Source organism: Clavibacter sp. VKM Ac-2873 (genome assembly GCF_015351075.1).
Classification (GTDB): domain Bacteria; phylum Actinomycetota; class Actinomycetes; order Actinomycetales; family Microbacteriaceae; genus Clavibacter.
The window spans coordinates 433,409-448,643 of record NZ_JADKRS010000002.1; the positions used below are offsets into that span (position 1 = coordinate 433,409).

16 protein-coding genes are annotated in these 15,235 nt (G+C 73.1%); 5 read left to right on the forward strand and 11 right to left on the reverse strand.

Features of this window, described 5'->3' with window-relative positions; all coding sequences use genetic code 11:
* Nucleotides 1–45: 45 nt before the first annotated feature.
* Nucleotides 46–687, reverse strand: coding sequence for an alpha/beta hydrolase-fold protein (locus ITJ44_RS09370; RefSeq protein WP_194634869.1), 642 nt, complete (start codon nt 685–687; stop codon nt 46–48).
* 133 nt (nt 688–820) lie between these two features.
* Here ITJ44_RS09370 and ITJ44_RS09375 point away from each other — a divergent pair, with 133 nt between their 5' ends.
* Nucleotides 821–1,375, forward strand: a complete 555-nt coding sequence (locus tag ITJ44_RS09375; RefSeq protein WP_012039335.1) for an NUDIX hydrolase family protein — start codon at nt 821–823, stop codon at nt 1,373–1,375.
* A gap of 65 nt (nt 1,376–1,440) precedes the next feature.
* On the opposite strand, the gene ITJ44_RS09380 is transcribed toward ITJ44_RS09375, so the two are convergent.
* The 4 genes from ITJ44_RS09380 to ITJ44_RS09395 all read right to left on the reverse strand — a co-directional run bounded on the left by ITJ44_RS09380 (nt 1,441) and on the right by ITJ44_RS09395 (nt 5,301).
* Nucleotides 1,441–2,064 (reverse strand): TetR/AcrR family transcriptional regulator, encoded by a 624-nt coding sequence (locus ITJ44_RS09380; RefSeq protein ID WP_194634871.1) that lies wholly within the window; start codon nt 2,062–2,064, stop codon nt 1,441–1,443.
* A gap of 201 nt (nt 2,065–2,265) precedes the next feature.
* Nucleotides 2,266–3,813 (reverse strand): DEAD/DEAH box helicase, encoded by a 1,548-nt coding sequence (locus ITJ44_RS09385; protein ID WP_194634873.1) that lies wholly within the window; start codon nt 3,811–3,813, stop codon nt 2,266–2,268.
* Between the two features lie 236 nt (nt 3,814–4,049).
* Entirely contained in the window at nt 4,050–4,697 is a 648-nt protein-coding gene (locus ITJ44_RS09390) for a DUF1684 domain-containing protein (RefSeq protein WP_194634875.1), read from the reverse strand.
* A 52-nt stretch (nt 4,698–4,749) separates the two neighbouring features.
* Nucleotides 4,750–5,301, reverse strand: coding sequence for a hypothetical protein (locus tag ITJ44_RS09395; protein ID WP_194634877.1), 552 nt, complete (start codon nt 5,299–5,301; stop codon nt 4,750–4,752).
* 69 nt (nt 5,302–5,370) lie between these two features.
* Here ITJ44_RS09395 and ITJ44_RS09400 point away from each other — a divergent pair, with 69 nt between their 5' ends.
* From ITJ44_RS09400 to ITJ44_RS09410, 3 genes are all read left to right on the forward strand, one after another.
* Nucleotides 5,371–5,859, forward strand: coding sequence for an EVE domain-containing protein (locus ITJ44_RS09400; protein WP_228494861.1), 489 nt, complete (start codon nt 5,371–5,373; stop codon nt 5,857–5,859).
* Nucleotides 5,856–6,446: a 2-phosphosulfolactate phosphatase gene (locus ITJ44_RS09405; RefSeq protein ID WP_194634878.1), complete on the forward strand. Its 591-nt coding sequence runs from the start codon at nt 5,856–5,858 to the stop codon at nt 6,444–6,446. The genes ITJ44_RS09400 and ITJ44_RS09405 overlap by 4 nt, the downstream gene beginning before the upstream one ends.
* Before the next feature lie 112 nt (nt 6,447–6,558).
* Entirely contained in the window at nt 6,559–6,861 is a 303-nt protein-coding gene (locus ITJ44_RS09410) for a DUF427 domain-containing protein (RefSeq protein WP_194634881.1), read from the forward strand.
* Nucleotides 6,862–6,889: 28 nt separating this feature from the next.
* Here the strand turns inward: ITJ44_RS09410 and ITJ44_RS09415 are convergent, their stop codons facing one another.
* The 6 genes from ITJ44_RS09415 to ITJ44_RS09440 are packed head-to-tail and all read right to left on the reverse strand — an operon-like array spanning nt 6,890 to nt 11,436.
* Nucleotides 6,890–7,558: a CGNR zinc finger domain-containing protein gene (locus ITJ44_RS09415; protein WP_194634883.1), complete on the reverse strand. Its 669-nt coding sequence runs from the start codon at nt 7,556–7,558 to the stop codon at nt 6,890–6,892.
* The gene (locus tag ITJ44_RS09420) at nt 7,555–8,052 is read right to left on the reverse strand and encodes a SprT-like domain-containing protein (RefSeq protein WP_194634885.1); all 498 of its coding nucleotides are present in this window, start codon (nt 8,050–8,052) and stop codon (nt 7,555–7,557) included. Before ITJ44_RS09420 ends, ITJ44_RS09415 begins: the two co-directional genes overlap by 4 nt.
* 36 nt (nt 8,053–8,088) lie before the next feature.
* On the reverse strand, nt 8,089–8,619 hold the full coding sequence (locus ITJ44_RS09425) for a hypothetical protein (RefSeq protein WP_012297872.1): 531 nt from the start codon (nt 8,617–8,619) through the stop codon (nt 8,089–8,091).
* A 10-nt stretch (nt 8,620–8,629) separates the two neighbouring features.
* Nucleotides 8,630–9,814: a sorbosone dehydrogenase family protein gene (locus tag ITJ44_RS09430; protein ID WP_194634887.1), complete on the reverse strand. Its 1,185-nt coding sequence runs from the start codon at nt 9,812–9,814 to the stop codon at nt 8,630–8,632.
* 42 nt (nt 9,815–9,856) lie between these two features.
* A complete protein-coding gene (locus ITJ44_RS09435) occupies nt 9,857–10,714 on the reverse strand; it encodes a spermidine synthase (RefSeq protein WP_194634889.1) in 858 nt (285 codons plus the stop codon).
* Nucleotides 10,715–10,767: 53 nt separating this feature from the next.
* Nucleotides 10,768–11,436 carry an MBL fold metallo-hydrolase gene (locus ITJ44_RS09440; RefSeq protein WP_194634891.1) on the reverse strand — a complete coding sequence of 223 codons (669 nt, stop codon included), beginning with the start codon at nt 11,434–11,436 and terminating at the stop codon, nt 10,768–10,770.
* A gap of 305 nt (nt 11,437–11,741) precedes the next feature.
* On the opposite strand from ITJ44_RS09440, the gene rpoB reads away from it, so the two are divergent.
* The gene (gene rpoB, locus ITJ44_RS09445; protein ID WP_194634894.1) at nt 11,742–15,230 is read left to right on the forward strand and encodes a DNA-directed RNA polymerase subunit beta; all 3,489 of its coding nucleotides are present in this window, start codon (nt 11,742–11,744) and stop codon (nt 15,228–15,230) included.
* The last annotated feature ends 5 nt before the right edge of the window (nt 15,231–15,235 follow it).

Genomic DNA, 15,235 nt, shown 5'->3' on the forward strand with positions numbered 1-15,235 from the left:
CCCATCCTCCTCCGGACCCCCGACAACCGGCCGGGCCGGCGGGCCTCAGCCCGCGTGCGCCCGGATGAACGCCGACACGTCCCGCAGCTCGGGCGCGGAGACGGAGTGCGGCAGGTCCTCGTAGATGCGCTCCGTGAGGGCGGTGTGGTCGCCGATCCAGGCCGCGGTGCGGGCGACGGCCTCGTCCGGGATCACCTGGTCGGCCGTGCCGCGTCCCCAGAACACCGGCGTCGGGGAGGCCGCGTTGGCCGCGTCGCCCGCGTGGTCGCCGCGCACCGAGAACCCGCTGAGCTGCACCGCGTAGGAGAACCGCCCGGGCGCGAGCCGCAGGAGCTGGATGGCCGTCGCGCCGCCCTGGCTGAAGCCGAGGAGGCCCACCGAGCGCGGCCGCACGGGCAGCGCGTCGAGCCAGTCGAGCACGCCATGCGCCGCGGCGTCGGCGGCCTCCGGGTCCGGGTCGCCCCGCGTGCCGGGGACGATCGGGAACCACGCGAACCCGCCCTGCAGCGCGATCGGCGCGCGCAGCGACGCGACCACGGGCCCGAGCGGCAGGTACGGCGACAGTCCGAACAGGTCGCCCTCGTGCGATCCGAAGCCGTGCAGCAGCACGAGCAGCGGTCGGTCGGCGAGCTCGGCGGACGAGGCCGACCAGAGGACGGCGTCGCGATCCAGCGGGAGAGCGGTCACGGGTGTCCTCGTCGGCAGCGGGCGGATGCGCGGACGCGGGGATCGGCCGGCCCGCCCATCCTCGCATCCGCCCCCGGCAGCCGGTCCGCGCGCCGGGGGGCCGCCGCGCTCCGGCCGTGGGTGACAATGGACCATGACCGTTCGCACCCCGGACCCGAACATCCCCGACCCGAACTCCGGCTGGCTGTCGGACGTGGAGCTGGCGCAGATCCGGCAGCGGCTGCCCCTCCTCTACGTGGAGGCCGTGCCCGTGCGGGTCGACGGCATGGGCCAGGTCAAGGACATCGGCGTGCTGCTGCGTGCCACGGTCACCGGTCAGATGACCCGCATGCTCGTCTCCGGCCGCGTCATGTACGGCGAGACCCTGCGCGACGCGCTCTTCCGCCACCTCGAGAAGGACCTCGGGCCGATGGCGTTCCCGCAGCTCCCCGCGAGCCCGACGCCGTTCTCGGTGGCCGAGTACTTCCCGTTCCCCGGCGCGAGCCCGTACACCGACGACCGGCAGCACGCCGTGTCGCTCGCCTACGTGGTGCCCGTGACGGGCACGTGCGATCCGCGCCAGGACGCGCTCGAGATCACCTGGATGACCCCGGAGGAGGCCGCCTCCGACGCGGTCTCGGCCGACATGGAGGGCGGCCGCGGCGCGCTCCTCCGCGCAGCCCTCGCCTCGGTGGGCGTGCTGCCCTAGGAGTTCCGACCGGCTCGCCGGTCCAGCCGGCCCGGATCGGACGGCCCGGGTCCAGGCGGCCCGGTTCAGACGGCGGGGGCCCGCTCCGCGAACTCCGGCGGCTCGAGGTAGTGGCGACGGAGGTCCTCGAACGCCTGGCTCGCGCCCGCCCCGACGCCGTAGCAGCGCTGCACGTGCAGGCCGTCCATGGCGGAGAGCACGACGGCGGCCGCGGCGGACGGGTCGAGCTGCGGGTCGATGAGCCCGCGCGCCTGGTCGACGATGACGCCGGAGGTGATGCGCTCGAGCTCCCGGGCGCGGCGCTCGCGGAAGAGCTGGTGCAGCGGGTGGCCGGCGGCCGACGCCTCCGACGAGACGACGGCGATGACGCGCGTGAGACAGGCGCTCTGCTCGCCGTCGGCGATGACCACGGCCGCGTGCTCCGCGACGCTGCGAGGGCGGTGCAGCTCGATGGCGGCGGCGAGGCGCTCCTCGCGGCGCTCGAGCACGGCGAGCAGCAGCTCCTCCTTGCCGCTGAAGTGGTGCAGCAGGCCGGCGGGCGTGATCTCCGCGCGGGACGCGATCTCGCGCAGCGAGCTGCTGCGGTAGCCCTGCTCGGCGAACACCTCGATGGCGGTGCGGATGAGGAGCTCCCTGCGCTCCACGCCCTTGCGGTAGGGGCCACGGGTGGCGAGGGCGGCGCGGGTCATTGGCTCACCGTAACCGGATGCCGCCGCGCGTCCGCCTGACCGTCCCCAGGCGCTGCCTCAGCTGTGGAGACTCGGGGCACGGACGCGTCGTCGTGTGTCTCTCGGAGACGGCGGAGGGCCCCGTCCGGGGACGACGGAGGGCCCCCGTCCGTGGACGGGGGCCCTCGACGCTCTGCCGGCGCGCGCTCGGCGCCGTGCGTTCTAGCGTCCGCTGGAGACGCGGCGGTGCGTGCGCGCACGACCGCCGGCCGCGGCGCCGCCGGAGGCCGCGGGGCGCTCCTGGCGGGGACGCGCGGGGGCGACGGACGAGCCGCCGCCGAAGCCCTCGGACGAGGTGCTGAACGTGCGGGGCGTGCCGCCGCCGCGCTGTCCGCCGGAGGCGGCGCCGTCACGACGACCCGACGCGGCGCCGTCACGGCGACCGCCGCCGACGGGCGCGCCGTCGCGGGCGGCGCGCTTGCGCTGGGCGTTGGCGCCCTGCGAGCGTCCGCCGCCGTTCGCGCGGCCGCCCTGCGACTGGCGCTGGGTGGTCTCGCGGACCGACTTCGTCTCGCGCGGCGCGGGCTTCACGTACGCCGCGACGGCGCCCGTCAGCTCGGCCACGGCGGGGGAGGACTCGGTGACGTGCTGCGGCGTGACGTGGATGTCGGCCTTGCGCATCAGGAGCTGCACGTCCTTGCGCTGCGCCGGCAGCATGATCGTGACGACGTCGCCCGCGGAGCCCGCGCGCGCCGTGCGGCCCGAGCGGTGCAGGTACGCCTTGTGCTCGGCCGGCGGGTCGACGTGGATCACGAGCTCGATGTCGTCGACGTGCACGCCGCGCGCCGCGACGTCGGTGGCCACGAGGACCTTGACGTCGCCCGCGGAGAACGCCGCGAGGTTGCGGTCGCGGGCCACCTGCGAGAGGTTGCCGTGCAGGTCCACCGACGGGATGCCCGCGTCGGTGAGCTGCTTCGCGAGCTTCTTGGCGTGGTGCTTGGTGCGCATGAAGAGGATGCGGCGGCCGGAGCCGGACGCGAGCTTCTGCACGAGGAGGCGCTTCGACTCGACGTCGGTCGTCTCGAACACGTGGTGCGTCATGGCGGCGACGGGCGAGTTCGCCTCGTCGACGGAGTGCAGCACCTGGTCGTGCAGGTAGCGGCGCACGAGCTTGTCCACGCCGTTGTCGAGCGTGGCCGAGAACAGCATGCGCTGGCCGGTGTTGGGGGTCTTGTCGAGGATCCGCGTGACGACGGGCAGGAAGCCCAGGTCGGCCATGTGGTCGGCCTCGTCGAGGACGGTGATCTCCACGGCGTCGAGGTTCACGAAGCCCTGCTTCATGAGGTCCTCGAGGCGGCCGGGGCAGGCCACGACCACGTCGACGCCGGCCTTGAGGGCCGCGACCTGGCGCTGCTGCGAGACGCCGCCGAAGATCGTCGTGGTCGTCAGGTTGTAGGCCTCGGCCAGCGGCGCCATGGCGGCGGTGATCTGCGTGGCGAGCTCGCGGGTCGGCGCGAGGATGAGGCCGAGCGGGCGGCCCGGGCGACGACGGCCGCCGGCGAGGCCGCCGCCGAGGCGCGCGATCATCGGGATGGCGAACGCGAGCGTCTTGCCGGAGCCCGTCTTGCCGCGGCCGAGCACGTCGCGGCCGTTGAGGGTGTCGGGGAGCGTGTCCACCTGGATGGGGAACGGCGTCGTGATGCCGTTCGCCGTGAGGGCGGAGACGAGGGGAGCGGGCACGCCGAGCGCGCCGAAGGTGTCAGTGGTCATGCGGGGGAGTTGCCTTCCAGGCAGGGGTCCGCCCCGGTGTGCGTTCTCGGGATGTGCGGGAGGCGCACGGAAGCGGAGGATGGCGAAGGCGCCGATGGGCGCATCCGTTCGCCAAAAGAAAGATGTCACTCGACCCCGTCGGCCGGTTCGGCGATCTGATCGGGGCGAGGAGGGAACGCGTTCTCTCGACGCAGGGAGCACGATGATGTGCTCGCAAGTGATGCCACCGTAGCAGGTCAGTTCGGGAGGTAGCCCATCTCGCCCACGGGGACCTCGAATCCGAGCACGTCGCCGGCCGGCGCCAGGGGGCAGGCCCACTCCGGGTCGTAGGCGCACGACGGGTTGTAGGCGAAGTTGAGGTCGACGACGATCGAGCCGGGCGCGCCCGCCCCGAGGTCGGATCCCTTCACGGTGTCGAGCAGGTAGCGTCCGCCCCCGTAGGTGCCGCCCTCGCGCCGGTGCGACGCGTCCTTGACGGGCAGGTGCAGGCCGCCGCCGTAGCTCGCGAGGCGCCAGACGTCGAGGCTGCCGGCCTCGCGGCCGTCGGCGGCGGGCAGGTGCACGGATCCGAGCAGCTCGAACGGCACGACGCCGTCGGTGCCCGTCTCGACCTCGTGGCGCTCCTCGCCGCGGTCGTCGTGGATCTCCAGCTCGAACCGCCACGCCGGGTCGTAGTCCGCGACGTCGAGCCGGTCGAAGTCCGCGCGGTGCTCGGGGAGGAGAGGCGTCGCCGGGTGGCTGCGGAACATGTCGTCGCGCGTGCGGCGCCAGAGCGCGTGGGCGGCGGCGGGATCCGTCTGCGCGACCCAGCGCACCTCCGCGTACATCTCGTGCGTGCGGCGGCGCCAGTCGGCGACGTGGAGGGCGGTGACGGCGGAGGGCATGGGGACACCGTACGCGTCGGGCGACGCGGGGCGGCGGGCGGACGGGGTGGCGTCAGGCGGCGGACGCACCCGCGGCGCCGGCGCCGGCGCCGTCGGCCGCGTCGGGCTGCGGGTCGTACGCCCACGTCGGCGCGAGCTGGCGCAGGCGGAACGCGCGCCACTGCCAGAACGCCCAGAAGGTCGGCCACATGGCGGGGCCGAGGAGGCCGGCCTCGAACTCGAGCTGGTCGCGGAAGAGGGTCCTCACGCGGCCGTCGGCGTCGGGGCCCGCGGGATCCGCCGAGACGGCCATGCTGTGCCGCATGCTCGTGGGGATCGCCATGAGCCCGGAGAGCCCGTGGCCGTCGTCGCGCACGATGCGGACGCCGTCGACGCGCGGCTTCATGTCCCGCAGGCGGATGCTCTGGCGTCCCGCGGTGAACGGGCCCGTCTGCATCGCGGCGACGTGCTCGCGGCCGTCCCAGCTCGTCGGGAAGCCGCCGTCCTCGAGCGGGACGAAGTCGACGAGCGGACCCGCGACCTCCCGCATCACGGTGGGCGAGTGGAGCGCGCGCCAGGCGGCGTCGGGATCGCAGTCGAGGATGGTCTTCAGCAGCACGCGCATGACCCCAGTGTGCTCCGCCCGGCTGGGCGCGCCCGGCGTCCGGCCGCCGTGGGACAGGATGGGACGGACATGATCAGGTACTGGGTGGGCGTCGTCTCGCGCGACCGCGTGCTCGACGGCTTGGACCTCGGCATCGCGCAGGTCAACCGCGGCGCGCGCGAGCCGGTCGAGCGGCTGGGTGAGGCGGACGGCTTCGTCTACTACTCGCCGCGCGAGTCGTATCCCGACGGGCAGCTCCTCCGCTCCTTCACCGCGATCGGCCGGGTCGCCGACGCGGCGCCGTACCAGGGCCGCGTGGGCGAGTGGCGGCCGTGGCGGCGGCGGATGGACTGGGACCTCGGCGCGGTCGACGCGCCCATCCGCCCGCTCGTCCCCGTGCTCGACTTCACGCGCGACTCGATCGAGTGGGGTCGGAAGCTCGCGCCGGGGCTCCTCGAGATCACGCGCGACGACTTCGAGGTGATCCGCCAGGCCATGCGCCGCGGGGCGCCGGAGCCGTCGCGGCGCGTCATCCGCGGAGGGTCCGGCCCGTGGACGCCCGTAGCATCTCCATCGTGACCTCCTCCGCTGACGCCGCGCACCCCGACCCGTCGACGCAGGCCCGCTACCAGGTCCGGCTCGACGGCGGCGTGGCGGGCGCCCGTCGCATCGCCGCCGGGGCCGACGTCATCGTCTGGGTCGACGCGCTGCCCTCCGTCCCGCCGCCCACCGCCGCCCGCCGCGACGAGGTCCTCGCGACCATGCCGGCCCGTCCCGCGGTCGTGAGCGCGGGCCTCGCGGACGCCCCGGCCGTCGCCGACTGGATCCTCGCCCTGCAGACCGCCCTCGGCCGCCGCGCGTACGTGGCCGTCGTCGCCGCGGGTGCCGTCGAGGCCGACGGATCCTGGCGCGCGTGCGCCGAGGACCAGCTCGCCGCGGGCGCCGTGGTCGACGCGCTGGCCGCGCTCGGCATCGACGCGACGTCGCCCGAGGCCGCCGTCGCGTGCGCCGCGTACCAGCAGCTCCGACCGGCCGTCGGGCACCTGGTCACCGCGAGCGTCTCCGCGCGCCGGCTCGACGCCGCGGGACACGACGACCGGGTGGCCGAGGCGCTCGCCGCGGGCCCCGCCGACGTGGTCGTGCACCGCCTCCACCGCGACGCCTGAGGTCGCGAGCGATCCCGTCGCGCCGCGCGCGGAATGGGCACCCAGGAGCGCGTGTTCCCCTGGGCACCAGGCGCCGCACCGTGACGACGCCCCGCAACCGGAAGGTCATCACATGAAGGCAGTCATCAACGGCGTCACCGTCGCCGAGGCCCCCAAGGACGAGCTCATCGAGATCGAGGGCAACTGGTACTTCCCGCCCGCCAGCGTCGACATGTCGCTCCTCGCGGAGACCGCCACGCCGTACCACTGCCCGTGGAAGGGCGACACGCAGTACTACTCCGTGAAGGACGGCGACACCGTGCTGCAGGACCGGGCCTGGTCGTACCCGACGCCCATCCCGTCGTCGTTCGACCGCGTGGGCCAGGACTACAGCGGCTACGTCGCGTTCTGGAAGGAGGTCCGCGTCGGCGAGTGACGCGGATCCGCACGTGCGGCCCGGGGGCTCAGGCTCCCGGGCCGTCGTCGTCCCCGAAGGCGGGGACGGGTGCGACGCGCGCCGGGATCCCCGTCCGCCGCTCCCGCAGCTGCCTGGCGCGGTGGGCGCGCACCTTCGCGCGGTTGCCGCAGCGCCGCATCGAGCACCAGCGCCGGGTGCCCGAGCGCGTCGTGTCGAGGTAGAGCACGGTGCAGTCGTCGGCCGAGCAGCGGTGGATCCGCTCGGATCCCGCCCCGAACACCGCCACCGCGTCGCGCGCCGCCGATGCGAGCGCCTGCGCGGGCCGGGCGAGCGCGCGGCCGGCCTGGCGGGACCCGCCGTCGAGCGCGGGCGGCAGGTCGGGCGTGGCGGCGTAGAGGTTGAGCACGTCGACGTCCCGCGACGACGGCTCCCCGCCGTCCGCGATGGCGGCCGCGATGTCGCCGATGGTCTGCCGGAGCGTGCGGGCGTCCGCGAGGTCGCGCTCGCCGGGCTCCGACACGGGCGCGAGGTGCTCGCTCAGCCACGCGCCGAGGGCCGCGGCGTCGGGCAGCGTCTCGCGCGGCTCGGGATCCCCGAGCGCCCCCGTGTAGGCGAGGTCGAGGCTCACGGCGCCCGTGTCGAGGAACCAGCGCAGTCCGTCGGGGTCGGTGATCCACTGGCCGGTCGGCCGCTCGGATCCCGGTGCCCTGCTCACGCGGCGCCCTCGCGTCGAGCGGTGGTCGCGGCGGCGCCGGAGGGCACCTCGCGCTTCGTCCACGCGATGAGGTGCGCCCGGTCGAACCGCTTGGAGCACAGGCCGCACGCGAGCGGCCGGGTCGGCTTCCGGTAGCGGAAGTGCGCGTGGCCCGCCGGGCACGCGCCCACCCAGGGCGCGAGCTCCTCGGCGACGGCGCCCGAATGCAGCCGCGACCCCTCGTAGCCGAGCTCGGCGGCCGTCGCCTTCCACTTCGGGCCGTGCCCGGCGCGGGATCCGGCGAGCGCGTGCGCGACCTCGTGCAGCAGCACCTGGTGGATCTCGTCGTCCCCGAACCGCCCCGCGAGGTGCCGCGACACCGTGATGCGCTTGTCGCCGTAGTGGCAGGCGCCCGCGCGCGTGCGGGCGTGGTCGAATGCGAACGTCCACGAGGGGTCGAGGTGCAGCGCGATCAGGGCCTCGGCCCAGATCCGCACCCGGGCGAGGTCAGCCACGGCCGACCGCCCGGGGCCGGGATCGGAGGGAGCCCATCACGCGGGCTGGGCGGCGATGCGCTCCTTGGCGACGTCGATCGCGAGCGCCGAGCTCTCCAGCTGGTCGCTCGGCAGGCCCTCGCGCGTGCGGAGCGTGTACGCGTCCTCGAAGTCGGAGAGCGCGAGGCGGTAGTCGCCCCGGTCGAAGTGCACCTTGCCTCGGTGCTGCAGCGCGAACGCCTCCAGCGCGTACCACTCGTGCGCGCGGGCCTCGTCGACGCAGCCGCCGAGGTCCTGCAGCGCGATGTCGAGCTTGCCCTGGTACTGCTGCACCTGCGCGCGGCGGATGCGGCACGCGAGCAGCGTCTCCCGGTCGCCCGTGAAGCGCGCCTGGCGCACGGCGGCGTTCGCCATGTCCCACGCCTCGTCGAGCCGGCCCAGCATGCGCAGCAGCGCGACCTTCTCGGTGATGGCGGAGAGGCTGCGGAGGGCCTCGAGCTCGTCCAGGCGGTCGCCGGCCGCCCGCAGGTCCACCTTCTCCCGGAGGGTGTCCCTGTCGTAGCCGATGATGATCGCGGTGCCTGTCACGAGGTAGAGATTATCCCGCCTGGATCGGCATGAGCTCGACCCGGAGCAGCTTGTCGTCGCCCGCGCGCGGGGTCCCGCGGCCGTCGGTGTTGCCGGTGAGCATGCGCAGCGAGCCGTCGGGCGCGGCCTGCACGTCGCGGATCCGCCCGAACTCGCGCGTGTAGAACTCGGTCACGCGGTCGTCGGGGATGGGGTCGGTCACCACGGCGCCCGGCCGGATGACCCAGAGGCGCTGGCCGCCGAGGCCCGCCATGAAGATCGTGTCGCCGGAGATCGCGATGCCGCTCGGGCTCGCGTCGTCGGTGGCCCACTGGCGGACGGGGTCGATGTACGCGTCGTCCGCGGCGTCGTCCGTCGCGCCCTCGACGACCGGCCAGCCGTAGTTCCCGCCGGGCTCGATGAGGTTCAGCTCGTCCCAGGTGTCCTGCCCGAACTCCGCCGCCCAGAGGTTCCCCTCGGCGTCCCACGCGATCCCCTGCGGGTTCCGGTGGCCCATCGAGTAGACGGGGGATCCCGGCGTCGGGTTGTCCGACGGGCCCTGGCCGTCGGGCGTGAGGCGGAGGATCTTGCCCGCGAGCGAGATCGGGTCCTGCGCGGCGTCGCGGACGTTCGCATCGCCGGTGGTCGCGTAGAGCATGCCGTCGGGGCCGAACGCGATGCGGCCCCCGTTGTGGTTCGTGTCGCGGGGGATCCCCGTCACGATGTCCTCGGCCGCCCCGAGCCCGAGCGCTCCCGGCTCGCCCGTCACGTCCATGCGCGCGATGCGGTTGTCGGTGGCGCTGGTGAAGTAGGCGTAGAGCTGCGTGCCGCCCTCGGCCTCGCGCACCGCGATCCCGAGCAGCCCGCCCTCGCCCTGCGGTCCCACGCCCGCGATGGTGCCGGCGACGCGCGTCGTCCCGTCGGCCAGCACCTCGACGATGCGGGAGGTGTCGCGCTCGCTGACGAGGAGGGATCCGGATGGCAGCTCCGCGACGGACCACGGCGAGACGAGGTCGGACGCGAGCGCGGTCGGCGTGCCCGACGGGGCGACGCCCGTCGGGCCGTCGTCCGGGCCGGTGGGGGAGGGCGCGGGCGGCTCGGTGGCGCGCACGTCCACGGGCGCGCCGTCGTCGGTGGTGCAGCCCGTCAGCGCGACGAGGGCGGCGAACCCGATGGCGGCGACGCGCGCCGGGCGGGTGCGGGAGCGGCGGTTCATGGGGACTCCGGTGGATCGGCGGGCGTCGGTGCCCGGATGCGGTCAGGGCCGCGTCTGGAAGATGCTGCGGGCGGGGGAGGGGGACGGGACGGCGGTCGCGTCGGTGACGACGGACGCGCCCGCGATGAAGTCGCCGAGCTCGCGGCCCTCGACCACCTTGGCGGGATGCGGGCCCCCTGCCAGGAGGCGGGGCACGAAGTCGAGCGGCAGCGGGCTGGCGGACGCGGCGAACACGACGTTGCCGAACCGCCGGCCCTTGAGCACCTGCGTCTCGGCGAGCGCGGCCACGTGCGGCAGCACGTCCTGGATGGTGGCGGCCTGGCCGCGCGCGAACCGGAGCCCGTGGCCGTCGGCGACGTTGACCGTCATGATCCCGCCGGGCGCGAGGAAGGCCGCGGCCTCCGCGTAGAAGTCGCGGCTCGTGATGTGCGCGGGCGTGCGGGCGCCGCTGAAGACGTCCACCACGACGAGGTCGACGGATCCGCGCAGCCCCTGCGGCAGCCGCCCCATGACCTCGCGCGCGTCCCCGTAGCGCAGCCGGATGGAGGCCTTGCGCGACCACGGGAGGTGCTCGCGCACCAGCTCCACGAGGTCCTGCTCGAGCTCGATGACCTGCTGGCGGGATCCGGGCCGGGTCGCCTCCACGTACCGCGGGATGGAGAGCGCGCCCGCGCCGAGGTGCAGCGCGGTGACGGGCTGGCCCGGGTCGCCGACGAGGTCGATGACGTGGCCCATGCGCTGCACGTACTCGAAGAACAGCTCGCCCGGGTCGTCCATGTTGACGTGGGACTGCGGCGTCCCGTCGACCACGAGCTGGTAGGCGCCCGGCACGAACCGGTCGGGCTCGATGACGGCCCGGTGCCCGCTCAGGGACAGGACGGTCGAGGGGTGCTCGGGCATCTCCTCAGCCTAGGCGCCCGCCCTGCGCCGGCACCCGGGCGCCGGGCGACCCGTCACCAGCCGCGCGCCCGCCACGCGGCGAGGGACCCGCGCTCCGCGCCGAGCGTGGTCGCGTCGCCGTGGCCGGGGTGCACGTGCGCGTCGTCGGCGAAGCGCGCGAAGATCCGCTCCTCCGCGTCGTCGACCAGCTGCCGGAACCGGCCCGCGTCGCCCTGCGTGCTCCCGACTCCGCCGGGGAAGAGCGAGTCGCCCGTGAACAGGTGCGTGCTGCCGTCGCCCGGCTGGAGCACGAGCGCGACGCTGCCGGGCGTGTGCCCGCGGAGGGCGACCACCTCGAGCGTCACGCCGCCGAACGCGATCGCGTCGCCGTGCGCGAGCCGCCGCTCGGCGTCGACGGGCAGGTCGGCCGCGTCGGCGTCGCCCACGGCGGACGAGGCGCCCGTCGCGTCGAGCACGGCCGCGAGCGCGCCGTGGTGGTCCGCGTGGCCGTGGGTGGTGACGACGACGGCGAGGCGGCCGACGGGATCCGGCTCCGCCACGAGCGCCAGCAGCCGGTCGACGTCGGCGGCCGCGTCGACGAGCAGGCGCTCGCCGGAGTCGAGGTCGGTGAGGAGGTACGCGTCGTTGTCCATGGGGCCGACGGAGGCCTTCCGGATCTCCACGTCGCCCGCCACGTGCACGTGCGAGGGGCCGCCGGGGGACACGTGCCAGGGTGCGCTCATGCCCCGACGCTACGCGGGTGGAGGGGGCGTCCGGCAGGGCAGCCGCACGTTATACACCGAGACACGCCGAGGATGCAAGATTCCGCTGGACATGGCGCGTCGTGACCCGTATGGTGATCCTTTGCGCTCCCACTCCCTTTTGCCTTCATATTGCGGTCGGTCATCGTGTGCGCTCGGGTCCATCCCGAGCCCATCCCGCGAGGTGTGGCGAGCAACTCCATCAGGATCGGCACGGGTCACGTCCCGGGTCGGTCTCGGCGTATCGACGACATCGGAGCCCGACGGGGCCCACGGAGGTAATTTCCTTGGCTGCTGCGCGCAACGCAACTCCCACTCCCCAGAACGGTCGCGACGCATCGCGGCTCTCGTTCGCGAAGATCACTGACACCCTCACCGTCCCCGACCTGCTCGCCCTGCAGACCGAGAGCTTCGACTGGCTCGTCGGCTCGGACGTCTGGAAGCGGCGCGTCGAGGAGGGCACCAAGCAGGGTCGCACCGACCTGGCGCTCAACTCCGGCCTCGAGGAGATCTTCGAGGAGATCTCCCCCATCGAGGACCTGGGCGAGACCATGCAGCTCGGGTTCACGAACCCGTACCTCGAGGAGCAGAAGTACTCCATCGACGAGTGCAAGGAGCGCGGCAAGACGTACTCCGCCCCGCTCTACGTCGAGGCCGAGTTCATGAACCACCTCACGGGTGAGATCAAGACCCAGACCGTCTTCATGGGCGACTTCCCCCTCATGACGGAGAAGGGCACGTTCATCATCAACGGCACCGAGCGTGTCGTCGTGTCCCAGCTCGTCCGCTCGCCCGGCGTGTACTTCGAGCGCCAGCAGGAGAAGACCTCCGACAAGGACATCTACTCCGCCCGCGTCATCCCGTCCCGCGGCGCCTGGCTCGAGTTCGAGATCGACAAGCGCGACCAGGTCGGCGTGCGCATCGACCGCAAGCGCAAGCAGTCGGTCACCGTGTTCCTCAAGGCCCTCGGCCTCACCAGCGAGCAGATCCTCGAGGAGTTCAAGGGCGTCGCGTCCATCGAGCTCACGCTCGAGAAGGACTCCATCCTCACCAAGGAGGAGGCCCTCAAGGACATCTACCGCAAGCTCCGTCCCGGCGAGCAGGTCGCCGCCGAGGCCGCCCGCGCGCTGCTGGACAACTTCTACTTCAACCCGAAGCGCTACGACCTGGCCAAGGTGGGTCGCTACAAGATCAACCGCAAGCTCGGCATCGACAAGCAGCTCACCGACTCGGTGCTGACGGTCGAGGACATCCTCGCGACCATCAAGTACCTCGTCTCGCTGCACGCGAACGAGACGAAGATGAGCGGCACGCGCGACGGCAAGCCGGTCGAGCTGCGCCTCGACGTGGACGACATCGACCACTTCGGCAACCGCCGCATCCGCGCGGTCGGCGAGCTCATCCAGAACCAGGTCCGCACCGGCCTGTCCCGCATGGAGCGCGTCGTCCGCGAGCGCATGACCACGCAGGACATCGAGGCCATCACGCCGCAGACCCTGATCAACGTGCGCCCCGTCGTCGCCGCGATCAAGGAGTTCTTCGGCACGAGCCAGCTGTCGCAGTTCATGGACCAGAACAACCCGCTCGCGGGTCTCACCCACAAGCGCCGCCTCTCGGCGCTCGGCCCGGGTGGTCTGTCCCGTGAGCGCGCCGGCGTCGAGGTCCGCGACGTCCACCCGTCGCACTACGGCCGCATGTGCCCCATCGAGACCCCTGAGGGCCCGAACATCGGCCTGATCGGCTCGCTGGCGTCGTTCGCCCGCATCAACTCGTTCGGCTTCATCGAGACCCCGTACCGTCGCGTCGTCGACGGCGTGGTCACGGACACGATCGACTACCTCACGGCCAGCGAGGAGGACGAGTTCCTCGTCGCCCAGGCCAACGCGCCCCTCACGAAGGACTTCCGCTTCGCGGAGGACCGCGTCCTCGTCCGCCCCAAGGGCGGTGAGGTGGAGCTCGTCGCGAAGGAGAACGTCCACTACATGGACGTCTCCCCGCGCCAGATGGTGTCGGTCGCGACCTCGCTCATCCCGTTCCTCGAGCACGACGACGCGAACCGGGCCCTCATGGGCGCGAACATGCAGCGTCAGGCCGTCCCGCTGCTGCGCAGCGAGAGCCCGCTCGTCGGCACCGGCATGGAGGGCTACGCGGCGATCGACGCCGGCGACGTCCTCACCGCCGACGCCTCGGGCGTCGTGCAGGAGGTGTCGGCCGAGGTCGTCACCATCCAGCTCGACGAGGGCGGCACGCAGACCTACTACCTGCGCAAGTTCGACCGCTCCAACCAGGGCACGAGCTACAACCACCGCGTCCTGGTCTCGGCCGGCGACCGCATCGAGGCCGGCGAGGTCATCGCCGACGGCCCCGCCACGGAGAACGGCGAGCTCGCGCTCGGCAAGAACCTGCTCGTCGCGTTCATGCCGTGGGAGGGCCACAACTTCGAGGACGCGATCATCCTGAGCCAGAACCTGGTCAAGGACGACACCCTCTCCTCCATCCACATCGAGGAGTACGAGGTCGACGCGCGCGACACCAAGCTCGGCAAGGAGGAGATCACCCGCGACCTCCCCAACGTCAGCCCGGAGCTGCTCGCCGACCTCGACGAGCGCGGCATCATCCGCATCGGCGCCGAGGTCCGCCCCGGCGACATCCTCGTGGGCAAGGTCACGCCGAAGGGCGAGACCGAGCTCAGCGCCGAGGAGCGCCTGCTGCGCGCGATCTTCAACGAGAAGAGCCGCGAGGTCCGCGACACGTCCCTGAAGGTGCCCCACGGCGAGCAGGGCACGATCATCGGCGTCAAGGTCTTCGACTCGCAGGACGGCGACGACGAGCTCGGCTCCGGCGTCAACCAGCGCGTCGTGGTGTTCATCGCGCAGAAGCGCAAGATCACCGAGGGCGACAAGCTAGCCGGCCGTCACGGCAACAAGGGCGTCATCTCCAAGATCCTGCCGGTCGAGGACATGCCGTTCCTCGCCGACGGGACCCCGGTCGACGTCATCCTCAACCCGCTCGGCATCCCCGGCCGCATGAACTTCGGCCAGGTCCTGGAGACCCACCTCGGGTGGATCGCCAAGCAGGGCTGGGAGGTCGAGGGCAAGCCGAAGTGGGCCGAGCGCCTGCCGGACCACGCGCGCCAGGCTCCCGCCGGCACGAAGGTCGCCACCCCGGTGTTCGACGGAGCGCTCGAGGAGGAGATCGCCGGCCTGCTCGACTCGACGACGGTCACCCGCGACGGCGACCGCCTCATCGGGTCGAGCGGCAAGACGCGCCTGTTCGACGGCCGCTCCGGCGAGCCGTTCCCCGAGCCCGTCTCGGTCGGCTACATGTACATCCTGAAGCTGCACCACCTGGTGGACGACAAGATCCACGCGCGCTCGACGGGTCCCTACTCGATGATCACGCAGCAGCCCCTGGGCGGTAAGGCCCAGTTCGGCGGCCAGCGGTTCGGCGAGATGGAGGTCTGGGCGCTCGAGGCCTACGGCGCCGCGTACGCGCTGCAGGAGCTCCTCACCATCAAGTCGGACGACATCCTCGGCCGCGTGAAGGTGTACGAGGCCATCGTCAAGGGCGAGAACATCCAGGAACCGGGTATCCCCGAGTCCTTCAAGGTCCTGATCAAGGAGATGCAGTCCCTCTGCCTGAACGTCGAGGTCCTCTCGGCGGACGGCCAGGCGGTCAGCCTGCGCGACACGGATGACGAGGTCTTCCGCGCGGCGGAGGAGCTCGGCATCAACATCTCCACCCGCTTCGAGTCGTCCAGCATCGACGACATCTAAGCCCG

Bases quoted from the DNA above. Each gene is read 5' to 3' on its own strand.
- ITJ44_RS09435 (WP_194634889.1), bottom strand. From the start codon at position 10,714: ATGCCCGAGCACCCCTCGACCGTCCTGTCCCTGAGCGGGCACCGGGCC.
- ITJ44_RS09390 (WP_194634875.1), bottom strand. From the start codon at position 4,697: ATGCCCTCCGCCGTCACCGCCCTCCACGTCGCCGACTGGCGCCGCCGC.
- ITJ44_RS09440 (WP_194634891.1), bottom strand. From the start codon at position 11,436: ATGAGCGCACCCTGGCACGTGTCCCCCGGCGGCCCCTCGCACGTGCAC.
- ITJ44_RS09385 (WP_194634873.1), bottom strand. From the start codon at position 3,813: ATGACCACTGACACCTTCGGCGCGCTCGGCGTGCCCGCTCCCCTCGTC.
- ITJ44_RS09430 (WP_194634887.1), bottom strand. From the start codon at position 9,814: ATGAACCGCCGCTCCCGCACCCGCCCGGCGCGCGTCGCCGCCATCGGG.
- ITJ44_RS09400 (WP_228494861.1), top strand. From the start codon at position 5,371: ATGATCAGGTACTGGGTGGGCGTCGTCTCGCGCGACCGCGTGCTCGAC.
- ITJ44_RS09380 (WP_194634871.1), bottom strand. From the start codon at position 2,064: ATGACCCGCGCCGCCCTCGCCACCCGTGGCCCCTACCGCAAGGGCGTG.
- ITJ44_RS09375 (WP_012039335.1), top strand. From the start codon at position 821: ATGACCGTTCGCACCCCGGACCCGAACATCCCCGACCCGAACTCCGGC.
- ITJ44_RS09410 (WP_194634881.1), top strand. From the start codon at position 6,559: ATGAAGGCAGTCATCAACGGCGTCACCGTCGCCGAGGCCCCCAAGGAC.
- ITJ44_RS09395 (WP_194634877.1), bottom strand. From the start codon at position 5,301: ATGCGCGTGCTGCTGAAGACCATCCTCGACTGCGATCCCGACGCCGCC.